At 34.4% G+C, this 16233-nt stretch carries 21 protein-coding genes and 3 pseudogenes; 12 read left to right on the forward strand and 12 right to left on the reverse strand.

The genetic code is table 11. From position 1 onward, the window contains the following. Positions 1–211: 211 nt before the first annotated feature. Positions 212–490, reverse strand: a complete 279-nt coding sequence (locus ERX37_RS01215; protein ID WP_133428826.1) for a hypothetical protein — start codon at positions 488–490, stop codon at positions 212–214. A gap of 4 nt (positions 491–494) precedes the next feature. Then, a complete protein-coding gene (locus ERX37_RS01220; protein ID WP_133428827.1) occupies positions 495–791 on the reverse strand; it encodes a DUF2089 family protein in 297 nt (98 codons plus the stop codon). A 137-nt stretch (positions 792–928) separates the two neighbouring features. Between ERX37_RS01220 and ERX37_RS01225 the strand changes: the two genes are divergently transcribed. Beyond that, entirely contained in the window at positions 929–1525 is a 597-nt protein-coding gene (locus tag ERX37_RS01225; RefSeq protein ID WP_133428828.1) for a Type 1 glutamine amidotransferase-like domain-containing protein, read from the forward strand. Between the two features lie 4 nt (positions 1526–1529). Then, entirely contained in the window at positions 1530–1796 is a 267-nt protein-coding gene (locus tag ERX37_RS01230; protein ID WP_165981933.1) for an NUDIX hydrolase, read from the forward strand. A gap of 36 nt (positions 1797–1832) precedes the next feature. On the opposite strand, the pseudogene ERX37_RS11755 reads toward ERX37_RS01230, so the two are convergent. Both ERX37_RS11755 and ERX37_RS01235 read right to left on the reverse strand, forming a co-directional pair. Continuing rightward, positions 1833–1904: pseudogene (locus ERX37_RS11755) on the reverse strand (hypothetical protein); the annotation flags it as partial. A gap of 257 nt (positions 1905–2161) precedes the next feature. Further along, positions 2162–2776 (reverse strand): LysE/ArgO family amino acid transporter, encoded by a 615-nt coding sequence (locus ERX37_RS01235; RefSeq protein WP_133428830.1) that lies wholly within the window; start codon positions 2774–2776, stop codon positions 2162–2164. A gap of 103 nt (positions 2777–2879) precedes the next feature. Between ERX37_RS01235 and ERX37_RS01240 the strand changes: the two genes are divergently transcribed. The 7 genes and pseudogenes from ERX37_RS01240 to ERX37_RS01270 all read left to right on the forward strand — a co-directional run bounded on the left by ERX37_RS01240 (position 2880) and on the right by ERX37_RS01270 (position 8217). Beyond that, positions 2880–4295, forward strand: a complete 1416-nt coding sequence (locus ERX37_RS01240; RefSeq protein WP_165981934.1) for an aminotransferase-like domain-containing protein — start codon at positions 2880–2882, stop codon at positions 4293–4295. Between the two features lie 87 nt (positions 4296–4382). Further along, on the forward strand, positions 4383–4655 hold the full coding sequence (locus ERX37_RS01245; RefSeq protein ID WP_133428832.1) for a hypothetical protein: 273 nt from the start codon (positions 4383–4385) through the stop codon (positions 4653–4655). 34 nt (positions 4656–4689) lie between these two features. Next, on the forward strand, positions 4690–5433 hold the full coding sequence (gene yidC, locus ERX37_RS01250) for a membrane protein insertase YidC (protein WP_133428833.1): 744 nt from the start codon (positions 4690–4692) through the stop codon (positions 5431–5433). 64 nt (positions 5434–5497) lie between these two features. Then, positions 5498–5653, forward strand: a pseudogene (locus ERX37_RS01255) (helix-hairpin-helix domain-containing protein); the annotation flags it as partial. Positions 5654–5731: 78 nt separating this feature from the next. Beyond that, on the forward strand, positions 5732–6292 hold the full coding sequence (locus ERX37_RS01260) for an LOG family protein (protein WP_133428835.1): 561 nt from the start codon (positions 5732–5734) through the stop codon (positions 6290–6292). 413 nt (positions 6293–6705) lie between these two features. Further along, entirely contained in the window at positions 6706–7716 is a 1011-nt protein-coding gene (locus tag ERX37_RS01265) for a S66 family peptidase (RefSeq protein WP_133428836.1), read from the forward strand. Positions 7717–7731: 15 nt separating this feature from the next. Beyond that, the gene (locus tag ERX37_RS01270; RefSeq protein WP_133428837.1) at positions 7732–8217 is read left to right on the forward strand and encodes a GNAT family N-acetyltransferase; all 486 of its coding nucleotides are present in this window, start codon (positions 7732–7734) and stop codon (positions 8215–8217) included. A 109-nt stretch (positions 8218–8326) separates the two neighbouring features. On the opposite strand, the gene ERX37_RS01275 is transcribed toward ERX37_RS01270, so the two are convergent. Beyond that, positions 8327–8512, reverse strand: coding sequence for a hypothetical protein (locus ERX37_RS01275; RefSeq protein ID WP_133428838.1), 186 nt, complete (start codon positions 8510–8512; stop codon positions 8327–8329). A 350-nt stretch (positions 8513–8862) separates the two neighbouring features. On the opposite strand from ERX37_RS01275, the gene ERX37_RS01280 reads away from it, so the two are divergent. Continuing rightward, a complete protein-coding gene (locus ERX37_RS01280) occupies positions 8863–9246 on the forward strand; it encodes a MepB family protein (RefSeq protein WP_133428839.1) in 384 nt (127 codons plus the stop codon). A 132-nt stretch (positions 9247–9378) separates the two neighbouring features. Here the strand turns inward: ERX37_RS01280 and ERX37_RS01285 are convergent. Both ERX37_RS01285 and ERX37_RS01290 read right to left on the reverse strand, forming a co-directional pair. Then, positions 9379–9563 (reverse strand): annotated as a pseudogene (locus ERX37_RS01285) (helix-turn-helix transcriptional regulator). Positions 9564–9569: 6 nt separating this feature from the next. After that, positions 9570–9899 carry a hypothetical protein gene (locus ERX37_RS01290; protein ID WP_133428840.1) on the reverse strand — a complete coding sequence of 110 codons (330 nt, stop codon included), beginning with the start codon at positions 9897–9899 and terminating at the stop codon, positions 9570–9572. Between the two features lie 115 nt (positions 9900–10014). On the opposite strand from ERX37_RS01290, the gene ERX37_RS01295 reads away from it, so the two are divergent. Continuing rightward, positions 10015–10431, forward strand: coding sequence for a cytidine deaminase (locus ERX37_RS01295; RefSeq protein ID WP_133428841.1), 417 nt, complete (start codon positions 10015–10017; stop codon positions 10429–10431). Between the two features lie 118 nt (positions 10432–10549). On the opposite strand, the gene ERX37_RS01300 is transcribed toward ERX37_RS01295, so the two are convergent. The 5 genes from ERX37_RS01300 to ERX37_RS01320 form a co-directional block, all read right to left on the reverse strand. Continuing rightward, on the reverse strand, positions 10550–11449 hold the full coding sequence (locus ERX37_RS01300) for a sensor histidine kinase (RefSeq protein WP_133428842.1): 900 nt from the start codon (positions 11447–11449) through the stop codon (positions 10550–10552). A 15-nt stretch (positions 11450–11464) separates the two neighbouring features. Further along, positions 11465–12214: an ABC transporter permease gene (locus ERX37_RS01305; RefSeq protein WP_133428843.1), complete on the reverse strand. Its 750-nt coding sequence runs from the start codon at positions 12212–12214 to the stop codon at positions 11465–11467. Then, entirely contained in the window at positions 12214–13125 is a 912-nt protein-coding gene (locus ERX37_RS01310) for an ABC transporter ATP-binding protein (RefSeq protein WP_133428844.1), read from the reverse strand. Before ERX37_RS01310 ends, ERX37_RS01305 begins: the two co-directional genes overlap by 1 nt. Before the next feature lie 89 nt (positions 13126–13214). Further along, positions 13215–13883: a response regulator transcription factor gene (locus ERX37_RS01315; RefSeq protein ID WP_133428845.1), complete on the reverse strand. Its 669-nt coding sequence runs from the start codon at positions 13881–13883 to the stop codon at positions 13215–13217. Between the two features lie 147 nt (positions 13884–14030). After that, positions 14031–14459 carry a GNAT family N-acetyltransferase gene (locus ERX37_RS01320; protein ID WP_229713139.1) on the reverse strand — a complete coding sequence of 143 codons (429 nt, stop codon included), beginning with the start codon at positions 14457–14459 and terminating at the stop codon, positions 14031–14033. 267 nt (positions 14460–14726) lie between these two features. Here ERX37_RS01320 and ERX37_RS01325 point away from each other — a divergent pair, with 267 nt between their 5' ends. Next, positions 14727–16121: an L-cystine transporter gene (locus ERX37_RS01325; protein ID WP_133428846.1), complete on the forward strand. Its 1395-nt coding sequence runs from the start codon at positions 14727–14729 to the stop codon at positions 16119–16121. The last annotated feature ends 112 nt before the right edge of the window (positions 16122–16233 follow it).

The raw sequence follows: 16233 nt of genomic DNA on the forward strand, positions 1-16233 counted from the left end.
GATAGTTTATTGTTTTACTGTTTCTATTCAATGATACTCAAGATCCTGTAATAAAATTCTTTGTGAATTTGATGCTCTCGTTTATTGCTATATTTATATTCTATAAGAAGTTTGATCTTAAGAATAAATATAGAAAATAATTTTATTTATTTGTAAAAATTTAGCCCTTTACTTATATAGTAGAGGGCCTGTTTTGAATCTTCTATATTTGTTAAATATCTTTACTTTTCATCTTATTAAGCTCAGATTTCTGTTTCTGTTCTTTGTTCTTCTGAGCAGTTCTAAATTGACCATATAAAAACAGATACATGACGATTGTTATAAGAACAGCAGTCAGTGGTGATAAAATTTGAGCGTTTACCTGATAGATCATAAAAATTGTAAAAAATACTGGAACAATTAAACTAAGCCATTTATGGCTAGTTAATGATAGGAGGTATTGAGCTGCAAAAACTGCAGCATAGATAAATATATTAGCTAATCCATTCATATAGTTATTCCCCTTTTTCTTCTTTATATAGATTTATTAACTTCTTGGCTTCGTCTAAACTAATAACTTCATCAATTGCTAGCGACTTAATATAGCTGATTAAATGCGAGTGTTCATTTTGATCTGACAGTCTAACTTTGTTAATTAAATTATCGAGTCTTACGCGTACTGTAGGGTATGAAACATCATATAACTTAGCAATACTTTTTAAAGAACCAGATTCTAATAAAAAGTTTTTAATAAATTGTATATCTTCTTTATCCAGAGTGAGTATCCATTCTGGAATTTCGTCTTTATTCATAACCATCCTCCTTGCTTATATATTAATATATTTTAAATAATAATACAAATAATTTTTAATTATATTTATATTTATTTTAATTAAGTTAATATATTAGCGCTAACTATAGTTTTATCAATAGGTGAGAGGTGAAGCATATGTTTCTATTTTCAGGTGGTAGCAGTTCCCAAGACATATTAAAGACCAATGAAAAGTTTGCGGAACTTATTAGTTTTGGAAAAGTACTCTATATTCCTCATGTAGGTGATGAAAACCATCAATCATATGAAAGTAGCTATCATTATGTAAAAGATATGTTTGAACAAGTTGGTATTAAAGAAGTGAGTTTATGTACAGATTTAGCATCATTGACTTTAAATTATTTAGTTTCATTTGATGCCATATATTTCTCTGGAGGTTCTGTAACTAAACTAACGCATGAGATTAAACATGCAAATCTTACCGATATGTTAAAAATATTTGAGCAGAAAAAAGTCATATATGGCCAGAGTGCAGGTGCAATCGTATTTGGTAGTGAAGCGGGTTATGGTGTGGAGGAAGAATATTTATCATTTATTGATTATAGTTTAGTCTGTCATTTTAATGAAGAGAAAGTTGAAGAAATAAAACAGAGTATATATCGTGATGTGATTTGTATAGGTGATGGGCATTCAGTTATCTATGATAAGGGGGAATTTCAGAATCTAGTGGGTCGATCGATGCTTATTAAATATGATTCAACAAAAAAAGGATGATGATATGAAAGAAATATTGAATATATATTCCGATAATTACGTACATAAAGGAACAATGAAAAGAGATGAGGTGCATAAAAAGGGAGAATGGCATGAAACTTTCCAATGTATTTTTATCATGGAAGATTCTTTACTGTTTCAGCTCAGAAGTCAGACTGTAAATGATTATAAAGAATTGCTGGATGTCACGGTAGGTGGTCACCTGTTGAGTACGGAAACTGTTGAAGATGGTATAAGAGAAATCGACATCCATTCCCATTTTTTTATATAACTTTTGAGCCTCGATGTTATCTTCATCTGTCTTAAGACAGACGTATCTGGCATTATTTTCTTTCGCATATCCAAATGTTCGTTTAATCAGTTTTTGACCTGCCCAGATGAACGATGGCTGGAATGAACATAGGGGTCATTCAGAATATAAGCTCTCTGCAAACTGACAGTAGAAAAGACAGGATAAATGTGTACGAATCCAATGATATTATCTTCTCCAACAATGAAGATTTTATATTCCTGATGATTAAATCTGTCTTCCAGAAAATTTTTGCATGACTCAACATCTAATTTTTTTTGATAAAACATACGGTATTCATCTAAAAGAACAGCGACTTCATTTAAATCTCCAATCCTTTATTAGTTTCAAATCATCAACCATATATTTCTCACTATCAGCCCTGCTACAATCAAGATAATGACACTTGATACTTTGTTCAGAATTAATATCATTTTTCCTGATGAATCAAATTTCCCCACTTGTTTGCCTGTAATAGCTAGACTGAAAAACCAGAGCCATGATACGAGTATTGTAGCGAGAGTAAAGGCAATCTTTTCATTACCGCTATAAATGGATGCACTGGTTCCAATGACGCCAATTGTGTCCATGATGGCATGAGGATTAAGGAGTGACACTGATAAAGCGAAGCCGATCTGTTTCTGAGCGGACAAGGGTGGATGCGTTGACTGATCTGCTGGCTTTTCGTGCCATAATGACCATGCCATATAGAGTAGAAATATAAGACCGATGACATAAATAGCCAGCTGAAGCATTGGATATTGATTCAGTAATAATGACACACCTAGAATAGCTAACAATATGAGTAATGTGTCGCATAATCCTGCTGTCATGATAACAGGTAGTGATTTTCTGATGCTTTTATGATTAGCACCCTGATTAAATACGAACACATTTTGCGCACCCAGGGGCAGTATCAAACCAAGCGCGAGTAGGAAACCGTGTAAAAGAGCTTGTAACATGTTGAACACCTCATTTTCAATTCTTATACTAAGTTTAATGATTATACTACAGCTTTTAATCAGCCAGTTTCAAAATAAAGGTCAACCAGATGGGAGATTTACTGTGGATAAGCCGTTATACCAAAAAATTATAGATGATGTCATTCATGATATTAATAATGGAGTATTAGAACCTGGGATGAAAATTCCTTCTCAAAGAAGTCTTGCAGCACATTATCATGTCAATCGAACGACTGTAGTTCATGCAATTGAGCAGTTGAAAAGTGAAGGCATTCTTGAGACGAAAGAGAAGCAGGGCATTTATGTAGCTGATAATAACTGGAGCAAATATATTCATAATAATCTCAATTGGCAGAACTATATCGGAAATAGTTCGTCTGCAAATAATCAATTTTATATTAGAGAGATCAATAGATGTGAATTTCAGAAAGATATTATCAGATTGAGTACAGGAGAACTTTCGCCTTCTCTTATTCCTAATGATCAGTTTAGAGAAATTATTCAGAATGACTGGGATATACAGCTATCCTCTAATTATGAAGAGCCGAAGGGGAATATTCTTTTAAGGAAGCAGATCAAAGCATTGGCAGAGAAGCGGGGCATCAACTGTGAGGTAGAAGAAATATGCATCACTTCAGGAGCTTTGCAAGGCCTTAAATTAATAGCTGATGGACTACTCATCCCGAAATCTAAAATTATTGTCGAAACGCCTTCATATATTAATTCAATCAGAACCTGGCATAATATTCATTCGAAAATTGTTCCATTATCTATCGATTATATCAAAACGAATATCAACTCTATTTTTAGAGAAAATGAAGATTACACTGGTAGCTTATTTTATTGCAATCCCACCCTGCACAATCCAACAACTCATACATACTCTATAGAAGAGAAATATAAGATATTGGATCAATGCAAAAGAAAAGGAATTCCTATTGTAGAAGATGATATTTACAGTGAGTTATGGTTTGATGGACAGATTCCAAAATCGATGAAGGAGCTGGATGATACTAACCAGGTACTGTATCTTGGGAGTCTATCTAAAACAGTAAGTCCAGGATTAAGAATAGGCTGGTTGATAGGTAATGAGCGAGTAATTGATCATCTGGCAGATTTAAAGATGCAAAATGATTACGGAGCAAGCTCGATTTCGCAATTTATCGCTACAAAATGGCTTGAAAATTATCATGAAGAACATATTGAAAAAATTAAAGAAAAATTAAAAAGAAGCAAGCAAATAATGGAACAGGCTTTAACTAAGTATCTGGCAGACTTAGGCTGGTGGAAGCCGGTAGAAGGCTCATTTTATATTTGGTTTCGTTTCAATAAAAGAATAGATTTAAAGAAGCTCTTTCAGATGGCACTTGGTGAACATATATTAATACATCCTGGAGAAATCTATTCAGATAAAGCAAATGATAGTCTGAGATTCTCGTATTCATATATAGATGAAAATGATATAGAAAGCAGCATTAATAAATTAAGAATGATTATTGATAGGAACAAATTAGTTTAGTTTATCTATATCATATGGATAAACTTTTATACTTATTCATCGTTATGCTAAGATTAAATAAATGAATGAATCGAGAGGAGGGTGCTGATGATGGAATGGTTGATGAGTCTGATAGGTGAAGAATTCATGCTGAGTTATATCACTTATTATCTGATTGCTTTTTCATCGTTAATTGTAACTCTCCTTTATATTCTCTTCCATATTAAAGTCACTTTCAATCTTATCTGTCGTTTCAAATTAGAACGTACCGAACCGGTTATTCATCAATGTATCGCAGCCTGGAGGTTCCCGATACTTAGGTGGCGGATTCGGTGTCTGTCCAAGCTATCAGATGAGGAAGACTTAACACCAGTATATTAATCAAACCATTAATTAATATACTGGAGGATAAAAATTGAAAAAATTATTTAGTTTCATATTAGTAGGGTTAGTATTTGTTGTAAGTGGCTGTGCACCACAGAATGATGGCTTGTTTCATCAGTTGTTAGTTGAACCTGTTATTACCTTTATTAAGTTCTTTGCTGAATTTTTTGATGGCAGTTATGGAATGGGAATTATTCTAGTCACGTTATGTGTGAGGATTTTAATGATGCCCCTTATGTTCTATTCATTTAAGAAGCAAAGAAAAGCACAATTTAGAATGAAGAAATTCAAACCTGAAATTGATGCAATTAATAAGAAGATGAAAGAAGCGACGACACCTGAAGAACGTAATATGTATACACAGGAACTTATGGCACTGCATAGAAAGAAGGGGACAAGTCCTATCAACAGCGGGTGTTTACCGATCTTAATTCAGATGCCGATACTGACTGCACTTTACTTTGCTATTTCACATAATGATGAACTGGCTAGTCAAAGTTTCCTATGGTTCAACCTAGGTACGCCTGATATATTGATGGCGCTGATTGCAGCATTTCTCTATTACGTACAGGTCAAGCTATCGATGCAATATATGCCCGAAGATACACCTGCACAAATGAAAATGCTGACTTATATCAGTCCATTGATGATATTAATACCTAGTTTGACATTACCAGCAGCAATGCCATTGTACTGGGCTGCCGGTGCATTTGTAGCGATGTTACAGCAATATTTATCTAATCGTTATTTTGATTATGAAGAAGATGTTCAATGATAATAAAAGAGAAAACTGCTACGGATTGCGTGGCAGTTTTCTGTTTAGAAAATAGGTGATGGTTATGACAGCATTCGGAAAAATAGGTAAACCCGCTACTAGAGCTCTACAAAATCATGGTATTGAATCATTAGAACAAGTATCAAAATTGACAGAGAAAGAGCTTCTTAAAATGCATGGAGTAGGACCGAAAGCAATACGGATTCTGAAAGAAAACCTTGAAGAGGTTGGGTTGAAACTAACAGGAGAAGAGTAGATAGAAAATATTATTAATAATGAAGCGAAGGAGCAAAAGAACATGAAAATTATTGTATACTGTGGTGCGAGTATTGGAAATTCACCAGAGTTTGAAGAAAATGCAATTGAGATTGGAGAATGGATTGCTCATAATGGTCATTCACTAGTCTATGGCGGGGGCAATGTGGGTTTAATGGGCACGCTTGCTAACACTGTACTGGAAAACGGCGGAGAAGTGATTGGTGTCATGCCTAAGTTTTTAGCTGACAGAGAAATCGCTCATCCTAATTTAACTGAATTAATCATTGCAGAAAATATGTCTGAAAGAAAGAATAAAATCCTTTCAAATGGAGATGTCTGTCTGGCTTTACCAGGAGGACCAGGCACGCTTGAAGAGATTGCGGAAGTGATCTCCTGGTCGAGAATCGGACAGAACGATAGACCATGCATTCTCTATAATAGAAGCGGCTACTATGATTTGCTCAGTGGATTTTTTGATAATATGGTAAGCAGCGGTTTTCTTTCTGATGTGGATAGAAAAAATATATGCTTTGCAAAATCAATCAATGAAATACAAGGATTTATTGAAAACTTTAAACCATTGGATATTAGGAAGTATTAAGTTATTAGTAATTTTTTAGCAAAATGATAATGTAATTAAAACTTTGCGATTGTTAAATTCAGATACAAAATGGATCATTATTTTGAAGAAACTGAGCGTCCAATTATGTGGTTGGATAATCAAGTCGTGAGATATCACAGAACAATAGGGACTTTAATAAATACGTTAATAGACAATGTCTTTTCAATTGTGGGATGCCGAGGAAATTCAAAAAGTGAATTATAGACCACCGTTTATTATTCTAAAAGTAACTAAGAAACATAATAATAAATTATAATGCAATGTAATTTTGGAACTAATTATACTGATTAGTTCTTTTTATTTTATCGAATTATTGATTCAGAAATAATCTATTAATAGCATGATGTAATGGTATAATCAGTATAATTTATTCCCATCAAGGAGGTCTTTATATGATTCAATATCCTACATTAGATGAACATGCTGTGATTGGTGTGACTGCACCATCATCTGGATTACCAGAACGTATGCATCACTATTTGGATGATATAAGAAAAAGGTTTGAGGATAGTTATGAAATTATCATTAAGCCGTCTGTGCTGACTCAAGATAAAGTTCGTTCTACTGATTCCAACATTCGAGCAAAAGAGTTAAATGAATTATTTACAGATGATCAAACATCTCTTATTATTCCGCCATTCGGAGGAGAGCTTGCATTAGAAATTATAAATAAAATTGAATATGATCAATTAAAACCAAAGTGGTTGCTTGGCTACTCAGATATCAGTACCGTACTTCTGGCTATTACTCTGAAGACGGGTATTGCTACTGCACATGGAACTAATATTGTCGATTTACGTGGTCGTTATTCTGATGAAACTACGGCTATGTGGTCGAAAGTGCTTAACACTAAAGTTAACGAAGAAGTTGTGCAATATTCATCGGAATTTTATCAGAGTAAATGGAATCATAGTCAGCCATCTGAGAGTATTTTTAACTTGGATACACAGACTGAATGGAAATCTGTTAACGCAGAAGCGGTCACAATAGAGGGTAGACTATTAGGTGGCTGTGTAGATGTCATCAATCATTTGATAGGTACACCATATGGCGATGTGAAAGCATTCAGAGAAAAGTATATTAAAGATGAACCTGTTATATGGTATTTGGAAAATTGTGAAGTGAGCACTGTGGAGTTCAGAAGAATACTGGTACAGATGCAATATGCAGGTTGGTTTGATAACTGTAGTGGTATCTTATTCGGCAGAACGCCAGTAACTACCGATACGAATAGTTATACAATCAAAGATGTATATCAGGATACTGCTGACGACCTTCAGATTCCGATTATCTATGATATTGACTGCGGACACATGCCGCCACAGATTACATTTATAAACGGTGCATATGGCATTGTGGAATATAGTGATGGTAAAGGGAAAGTAACTCAGAAGTTTATTTAGAAGGAGGATGCACTGATGGATTTAAATATAAAACCTTTTTTTACTGAAGATGCATCCGAGGTAGCCCATTTAATTAGAAGAGCTACACTTGAGACAAATATCAATGATTATTCTCAAGAAGATTTGGAAAGAGAGATTTCTAAAATTACGGTAGAATCAATCATTGAAAGAGCCAGTTGGACGCACTTCTATGTATTTCGTGATGCCGATAAAATTATTGCTACAGGCGCCATTGGTCCATACTGGGATAGTTTAACTGAGAGTAGTTTCTTTACTATTTTCGTATTACCAGAATATCAAGGTAAGGGAATAGGCAGATTAATCATTGAAACTTTGGAAAATGATGATTTATATAAACGTGCAGATAGAATAGAAATTCCAGCCTCTATTACAGCGGTACCATTTTACCAGAAATTCGGTTATAACTTAAAGCCAGGTGTAACAACAGCTGATGAAGAAGGAATAATGAGGATGGAGAAATATAAAGATGTAACCGTATAGGAGAAGAAGACAGTCACTAAACACGAGTCCTGACGATAATATCAGCATCCAAGACCCATCGCTATTCTCGGAAGCGATGGGGTCTGGTGTAATGATGTTGTCAAACATATTATTGATTAATCAAAATATCTAATATCTCAGAAGAACCAGGCAGTAACAATAACAGGGAAGCGGCTATCATCAAGACGGAACAAACGATAGAGATTACTTTAACGTTGAGATTCTTTTTATAGGTACAACCGAATATCATCAATCCGATGCCAAGTAATAGTAATATCGCATAGTGGAAACCCATTGTTTATTCCCCTTTTAGTGTTTGATTTGTTATTACAACTTTAACATATTTGTTATAATTTAACTAATCATACAATAATAGTAGGAGTAAAAGGAGATTAAATTTTGAGGAAAAGAAAATATGTAATGGCTGTAGTCATGATAATTATCATGCTTGTTTTTTCATATGTAATATTAATCGGTATTCAGTCATATTTTAATATGAAAGAGATAGATAGTTTGGTTAGTGGAGCGAAAGCACGAAATATGGATTATTCGCTTGAAATTCATAATAAATGGACTCACGACTATTCATTTAAGATTGTTGACTAAGAACATCAATGTATTGATGTCCAATTGATAGGAGCTGTTATGGAAAACTTTAAGACGTTTTTTCTGTGGAAGCAAACAACTGAAAGATTAGATCAGAAAAGTTTAGTAATCGGTCAAGATCCATATGATGTTGAATATGAGGGTTTGGACATTACATTAAACAATCAGCATTTTAAGAGTCGGTTGGCTAAAAAGACACCCGATAAAGTGGGTTACTTCATAGCGGTGTGGAAAAAAGATGACAAAAATAAAAATATACCATTTGAAGTAGTAGATATTGAACAAAACCTGGTTATCAATATTACTGATGGTTCTTTAATGGGACGATTTATATTTGATAAAGAAATCTTAACTGGAAAAATGGCATTTAGAATATATCCGCCATGGGAAAGAGAGCTTAATCAAACAGCTGAGAGGACTTAGAAGTGGCAGATTAATTACTTCTATCATATAGAGAATGGATGTATAGGTGAGGCAGCTATTAAAGTATATGAGGTAAAATAATCATCGCAAAAATAAGGAGAAGTACTTATCTTATCAAGCACTTCTCTTTGTTTATGAAAAAAGTTCATCAACCGTTATATTGAATTCTTTTGCTAATTTAAACGCGAGTGACAAGGTAGGATCATACTTATTATTTTCAATCGCATTAATAGTCTGCCTGGAGACATTTATTTTTTGCTTAAATCTGCTTGAGATATACCTAACTCTTTTCGCAGTTCTCTTATTTTATTTTTCACATATCATCAACCTTTAACACTGTATTTATTTCTAACATAGAAAAGATTAAATAGAAATAAAATACCTATTAGAATTATAAAATAAATTTCTGGATAATGAGGAAACCGCATTTTATCTAAGTTTGATAATCCTACTAATTTACTTAAAATACTAAATAGCAGAGCATATACTATCCACACTAATGTGTTTGAAGCAACTTCTAATAGAATTTTAGTTTCTCTCTCATCAAATTTATTATTATTTCCATCTATCATATCATTAGGAAGAAACTTTTTGGTCAGAAATCCCCATGCACCTGTAAAAATAATAATTGATATAAAACCAAGTGTTTTCATAATATCCCCCTAAAATGTCAAAATTTTTTTACAAACAATGTTAGCATCCTAAATTAATAATGTCAAAAACTTTTGACATTTATATTACAAAAAATTGTTGAAGGATGTGTATAGTATGAATATCGAAGAGAAATTATTTGAAGAAGCCATGTCTTTTATTAAAAAAAGATATCCAGAAGGTTGGGGCGGAGCTGCGGCTATGTTTTCTAAAAAAGGGCAGATTTATATATCGGTGGCACCAGAAGTGATTAATGCTGGAACTGAGTTATGCATAGAGACAGGTGCTATTCTTGAAGCGCATAAAAACGATGATGTTATTACACACAGTATTTGTATCGTTAGAGATGATGAAAACAGTGAGTTTAAAGTTTTGACCCCTTGTGGTATTTGTCAGGAAAGATTATTGTACTGGGGAAATCAGGTGTCGGTAGGAGTGACTACGGGAGAGGGTCATTTGACTTATAAGACACTAGAGGAACTTCAGCCTTATCACTGGACGAATGCTTATAGTGATATTGAATTTGGAAATTAAATTATTTTCTTATTTACGTTGACCTTTACGCTACGTTATACTTTTTTGATAAATTAATGAATAAGATAGCAAGAAAATATTAAAAAATGCCACCCTGTAATATTTTAGGGTGGCATTTTTACCTTTTGAAATAACAGGTGATACTGAACAGTTGATCATCGAGTGTCACTTCAACTTGTCCGCCTTGCTGAGTCATGAGTTCTCTGACGATATAAAGCCCAAGTCCATTATGATTACCTTGACGGCTATTATCCATCATATAGGAGCGTTCAAATAAGCGTTCAGTATCAATGACGTTATGAGTAGAAATATCATTAGAAATGGTGACATTTACTGAATCAGTCGTACAGTCATAATGGATGTTAATTTCTTTCTCAGCGAAACGGATAGCATTCTGCAGGATATTATTCATGACTCTAGTCGTCATCTGTTTATCTATCAGAAGATTGATAGGCATTGTTTCTTCAAGAGTGAGATCAAGTGATTTTAACTGAAGTTCATGATAATGGGAAAGGCAGACATCAGTCATGAGTTCGGTGATATCATGATAGTTCTGATTGATAGTCAGACTCTGTGATTCAATCAGTGAAATATCATAAAATAAATTGATGCTACCGATCAGATTCTCAATTTTTTTGTCGATTACAGTGATATACTGCTGCTTTTCTTCTGCTGTTAAATTATCTGTTTTCAGTAGTTCCATATAACCTTTTAGTGATGTAAGAGGCGTTCTTAAGTCGTGGGAGATATTAGCCCATTCTTCTTTTTGCAGATGAACCTGTTTTTTATAGTACTGTCTCTCAGCCTGTTGCTTTGTTATAAGTTTGTTGATTTCAGTACTAATTTTAGCTGTAGGTTTTAGGTGAGTTGAAGTCCGAATAGTTTCATTCGTCAGTTCCACCTCGTTAATTTCAGATAACTGTTTTTTCATCGATAATAAATCATATCGATAAGAGAGATTCTGAGTCACTAAATAAACACATAGGAGTCCTAGCAGAATCAATAAGACAGTTATCATGAAATCACCTCTATTCTAAAGATTTTTTTTGCGGAAATAATAATAGCTGATAGCAATACTAACTATGGTTAGGATTAAACCTGTAATCCAGTAATCAGCACTAAGTATAACGTGATCATCCATATATTCACTTAAAATTCTATCCATCAAAACTTTTGGACTATAGTCATATAAGAATTTAAATGCATCATGTAACTTATAAAGTACATAAAATAAACTGGAGGACATTAAAAATATAGCGACGAGTAACAATCCTGCCAAATAATCTTTGATCCCTGAAATATTCAGTGCATGAGCTAGTGCAAAGCCACCGATTAGAAGCGGTGCAAGATTAATGAGTGCTAATAAGAAATCAGTGACAGCTGCATCATTTCTGGGCAGTAACCAGTATGACATTAAGATCATCACAACTGTGCCGATTAAGCAGAGGAGCAGAAAGTATAAGAATGTAATGAAGAGTTTGCCGAAATATATATTCGTTCTGGATATACCGAATGAGACAGTTTGTTTTAGCAATTTCTGACTTTCATTGTTTGTCAGCAATGAATTGATGATGGAACCGATAATGATGAGCAATACGCCCATACCTAGAACATTACTGAGATAAAAGTCAGTACGGTAATACGGAAAATAACCTCCTCTATGTGCAGAGAAATTCAAGATAAACGCTGCAGCGATTACTAGGGCGATACAGATTGCATATGTGATATAGAGACCTTTAGATTTAAGCAGTTTATAATTCTCACTTTTAATAAAATTCAACATTATAAACCATCTCCTAATCCTAAGAAATATTCTTCCAGATTAAGTGACTCGACTTTAATCTCGTTAACATTAATATCATGTGACAGCAATACTTTGTTGATTTCACCTATATGATCAATATGACTCATAATTCTTAATTCATTGTCTGGCATCACGCGATAGTCAATCTTATCAAAATTCATCTCTAATACTTGTGCAGCTTTTGCAGCATCAGCGACTATGATTTTTGCATACTTTTTACTTTTCTCATTCAATTGCTGACGACTGATCTGTTCGACGACTTTACCTTTATCAATAAATAGAAAGCTTGTTGCGACTAACTGAAGTTCAGATAAGATATGGCTGGAAATCAGAATAGTTATATCCTGTTCTTTATTTAATTTAAGTAAGAGGTTACGGATATCGGATATCCCTTGTGCATCAAGACCATTCGTCGGCTCATCGAGTACTAAACAATCCGGACTGCTCATTAGAGTCAGTGCGAGACCGAGCCTTTGTCTCATCCCCATAGAATATTCTCGGAATTTCTTTTTAGGGTTTTTAGATAGTCCAACAATGCGAAGTACATCATTGATGCGTTCTTTTTCACTGATACCGCGTTGAATACGGAAGTAGTTCAAGTTTTCATAGGCATTCATATTGCTAAAGAAAGTTGGTTCCTCAATCATAAAACCCATACGTTTTCTGCTGCGGTTGAGAGATACTTCTGTATGATTGGAAAAAAAGGTCATCTCACCACCTGTTTGTTCAATCTGGCCAGATAAAATTTTAAAGAATGTTGACTTACCTGCACCATTTTTACCAATAACAGCACAGATTTCTCCTCTTTTTAGAGAAAAGTCTAAAGGGTGAAGAGCGACAAAATCCTGATAAGACTTCGTTAGATTCCTGACATCAATCACTGTTTCCATCTATATACCTCCTTTATGATTTATATCTTTATTTTAAGAAATAAAATTCTAAAATCCTTTAAGCGAATCATAAAGAAATCATAAAGATTTTAAATCAGCATAAAACCGATACCCCAGATGGTTTTAATATAAGGTTCTTCAGTAATGTCAGCTATCTTTTTTCTTAAGTTTGAAATATGGACACTGACTGTATTGTCATCACCGAGATAGGTCCCATGACCGATAGTTTCATAAATTTTCTTTTTGGATAACGGTGTCTCGGGATGTTGGATAAGAATAGCTAAAATATCAAACTCGGTATTCGTCAGGCTGAGCGTCTGACCTTGAAGCTTAATGATCCTTTTATCAATATCCAGTATAAGTTCTCTATGTATGTATTCATGAGTAGGGGACTGAACGATACTTCGAAGCTGAACAACAACTCTAGCAGCGACTTCTTCCTGATAGAACGGTTTGGTAATATAGTCATCTGCACCCATCTTAAGTAAATCCACTTTATGGTGGATATCCGTTTTAGCACTGATGATAATGACTTTAGATTCAGTACGCTCACGAATATACTGGAGCAATGTTTCACCATCGATCTTAGGAAGCATTAAGTCCAGCAGGATGAGATCATAGCTATTTTCAACAATCAGTGATTTTGCTTCTGCACCGTCATAGGCAATAGAGACTTTGAGGTTCATTTTTGTGAGGATGAGTGATAGTAGGTGAGCAATATCGATATCATCTTCAACAATCAAAATATTATTTTTCATTAAATTCACTCCACTCAAATAGTAAAGGTATATTATTCAATATTATAGTAACAGTTTTTGAAGAAGTTGGTTGGAGTGGATAAAAACTTAATATTTAAAAAAACTGATTCCAATTGAATCAGTTTTTCATTATATTCATCATTGAAGTTAAATATTTTGAAAGTAAAATCGGTTATCAACATCAATTACTGGAAAATCGTCTGGTAAATCAGTTTTTAGAATTTCAGTAAATCCATTATTTGAATAAAAGTATTGAGCGCTTATAAATTTATCAATCGTGCCTAAATAAATTGCTTTAATACCATCTTGTTTTGCTTTCTTAATGACTGTATCTAATAGTTGTTTACCGATTTTTAGATTTCTATAATCGCTATTTACAAACATTTTTTTCAGTGCTGAATTTTCATGAGATAACCGGACTAGGCCAACACAACCGATTATGTCATTAAGCTCATTGACAGCAATCCAGAATTGACCACCTGGATTAATATAATGAGATTTAATATCTTCTAAATCTGATTGAGTTGCTCTACTTATTGCAATGTTAAACTCATTCTGCTGAAATGTTAAACTCATTCTGCTGAAATGTTAAACTCATTCTGCTGAATAGATAATATAAAACTAATCAGTTGTTCTTTATAAATATCTTCAAACGGAACTACTTTATAATTCATTAGATCATCCCCCTTTATTAATTGAATTTTAACAGAATATCAAGTGTAAAAAAGTATTTATTAGAAGTTTAACGAATAATTCCAAAGTATGCTCTTGAATTATATGTAAAACAGTTGTAAAGTAAGGGATGTTATTAAACAAAATATAATTTGGGAGGCTTTTAATCAGATGGATAACTGGTTAATTTTTTTTAACGTCTTAATTCTTAGTGTTCTTATAGGATTACTAATTTTCATGCAGAAGAAACATGTTTCTTTCTCTAAACGCGTTTTCACAGGTATGACGTTAGGTATTATTTTAGGTATTTTACTTCAGGTTCTCTATGGCTCTGATAGTGATATAACGATGGGCACACTCGACTGGTATTCAATTGTCGGCAGTGGCTACGTTCAACTCTTAATGCTGATTGTTGTCCCACTTGTGATGGTGTCGATCATCCGTTCGATTATCAATTTAAATACAGCTGATCAACTCGGCAAAATGGCTTCATGGGTTATTGGTACATTAATTACAACGACACTTATTGCAGCACTTATCGGTATTGGTTCAGCATTACTTTTTGATCTGAATGCTGATCAAATACATATCGGACAGGAACAACAGACACGTGGTGCTGATATCGAGGAAAAATATGACACAATGGAAGAGAAGACGATGCCACAGCGTATCGTCAACTTTATTCCAACGAATATTTTTCAGGACATGACAGGTGAACGTCCGACTTCAGTGATTGCAGTCGTTATCTTCTCATTCTTAGTCGGGATTGCTGTACTTGGTGTTCGTCGTAAGCAGCCGGAACATGCTGAAATGTTCACAAAAATGGTCGACGCTGTATTCTCTGTTGTTATGCGACTCGTTACAATTATTTTACGTCTGACGCCATTCGGTGTCCTTGCGCTGATGGCCAATATGATCGCCAGCACGAACTTCGCTGGCATCATGGAACTTGGTAAATTTGTCTTGGCATCGTATGTCGCACTGATTACCATGTTCCTCATTCACCTTGTCCTGGTTGCACTGTTCGGATTAAACCCAATGACTTATTTGAAAAAAGTCATCCCGACATTAATCTTTGCCTTCACTTCACGTTCAAGTGCAGGAGCTATTCCGCTGAATATCTCCGCACAGAAAAATACGCTAGGTGTAGATGATGCAACAGCGAATATGTCTGCATCATTCGGTGCGACAATGGGGCAGAATGGTTGTGCGGGTATCTATCCGGCGATGCTTGCGGTCATGATTGCACCGACAGTCGGTATCAATCCATTGTCACCTGAGTTCATCTTACAGCTGGCTATTATTACAGCGATTAGCTCATTCGGTGTGGCAGGTGTCGGGGGTGGGGCGACATTCGCCGCTATCATCGTATTGTCGTCCATGGGTTTACCGATTGCACTGGCAGGTGTTCTGATTACAGTAGAACCACTCATTGATATGGGACGTACAGCCTTGAACGTCAACGGCAGCATGTTAAGTGGAACCATCACTTCACGCATGCTCGGCACTTTCAACAAAGGTATCTTCTCAGATAAACATGCAGTTGTAGAACAGACGGAAGCATAAAAATAGAGCAGGACGAGCAATCGTTCTGTTTTTTTGTGTAATTAAATGGGCATCCTTAAGCACTATAAATGATATAATTTAATGATAACTATGAAACGATAAGGAGAATTTT

Origin of the sequence: Macrococcus hajekii (genome assembly GCF_004359505.1) — a bacterium.
Classification (GTDB): Bacteria; Bacillota; Bacilli; order Staphylococcales; family Staphylococcaceae; genus Macrococcus; species Macrococcus hajekii.

Excerpts from the sequence above, each read along its gene's own strand:
- ERX37_RS01305 (WP_133428843.1), bottom strand. The coding sequence starts at position 12,214 with ATGTTGAATTTTATTAAAAGTGAGAATTATAAACTGCTTAAATCTAAA.
- ERX37_RS01280 (WP_133428839.1), top strand. The coding sequence starts at position 8,863 with ATGGAAAACTTTAAGACGTTTTTTCTGTGGAAGCAAACAACTGAAAGA.
- ERX37_RS01245 (WP_133428832.1), top strand. The coding sequence starts at position 4,383 with ATGATGGAATGGTTGATGAGTCTGATAGGTGAAGAATTCATGCTGAGT.
- ERX37_RS01270 (WP_133428837.1), top strand. The coding sequence starts at position 7,732 with ATGGATTTAAATATAAAACCTTTTTTTACTGAAGATGCATCCGAGGTA.
- ERX37_RS01320 (WP_229713139.1), bottom strand. The coding sequence starts at position 14,459 with ATGAGTTTAACATTTCAGCAGAATGAGTTTAACATTGCAATAAGTAGA.
- ERX37_RS01225 (WP_133428828.1), top strand. The coding sequence starts at position 929 with ATGTTTCTATTTTCAGGTGGTAGCAGTTCCCAAGACATATTAAAGACC.
- ERX37_RS01290 (WP_133428840.1), bottom strand. The coding sequence starts at position 9,899 with ATGAAAACACTTGGTTTTATATCAATTATTATTTTTACAGGTGCATGG.
- ERX37_RS01300 (WP_133428842.1), bottom strand. The coding sequence starts at position 11,449 with ATGATAACTGTCTTATTGATTCTGCTAGGACTCCTATGTGTTTATTTA.
- ERX37_RS01235 (WP_133428830.1), bottom strand. The coding sequence starts at position 2,776 with ATGTTACAAGCTCTTTTACACGGTTTCCTACTCGCGCTTGGTTTGATA.
- ERX37_RS01215 (WP_133428826.1), bottom strand. The coding sequence starts at position 490 with ATGAATGGATTAGCTAATATATTTATCTATGCTGCAGTTTTTGCAGCT.
- ERX37_RS01220 (WP_133428827.1), bottom strand. The coding sequence starts at position 791 with ATGAATAAAGACGAAATTCCAGAATGGATACTCACTCTGGATAAAGAA.
- ERX37_RS01230 (WP_165981933.1), top strand. The coding sequence starts at position 1,530 with ATGAAAGAAATATTGAATATATATTCCGATAATTACGTACATAAAGGA.
- ERX37_RS01275 (WP_133428838.1), bottom strand. The coding sequence starts at position 8,512 with ATGGGTTTCCACTATGCGATATTACTATTACTTGGCATCGGATTGATG.
- ERX37_RS01260 (WP_133428835.1), top strand. The coding sequence starts at position 5,732 with ATGAAAATTATTGTATACTGTGGTGCGAGTATTGGAAATTCACCAGAG.
- ERX37_RS01295 (WP_133428841.1), top strand. The coding sequence starts at position 10,015 with ATGAATATCGAAGAGAAATTATTTGAAGAAGCCATGTCTTTTATTAAA.
- ERX37_RS01310 (WP_133428844.1), bottom strand. The coding sequence starts at position 13,125 with ATGGAAACAGTGATTGATGTCAGGAATCTAACGAAGTCTTATCAGGAT.
- ERX37_RS01315 (WP_133428845.1), bottom strand. The coding sequence starts at position 13,883 with ATGAAAAATAATATTTTGATTGTTGAAGATGATATCGATATTGCTCAC.
- ERX37_RS01325 (WP_133428846.1), top strand. The coding sequence starts at position 14,727 with ATGGATAACTGGTTAATTTTTTTTAACGTCTTAATTCTTAGTGTTCTT.
- ERX37_RS01265 (WP_133428836.1), top strand. The coding sequence starts at position 6,706 with ATGATTCAATATCCTACATTAGATGAACATGCTGTGATTGGTGTGACT.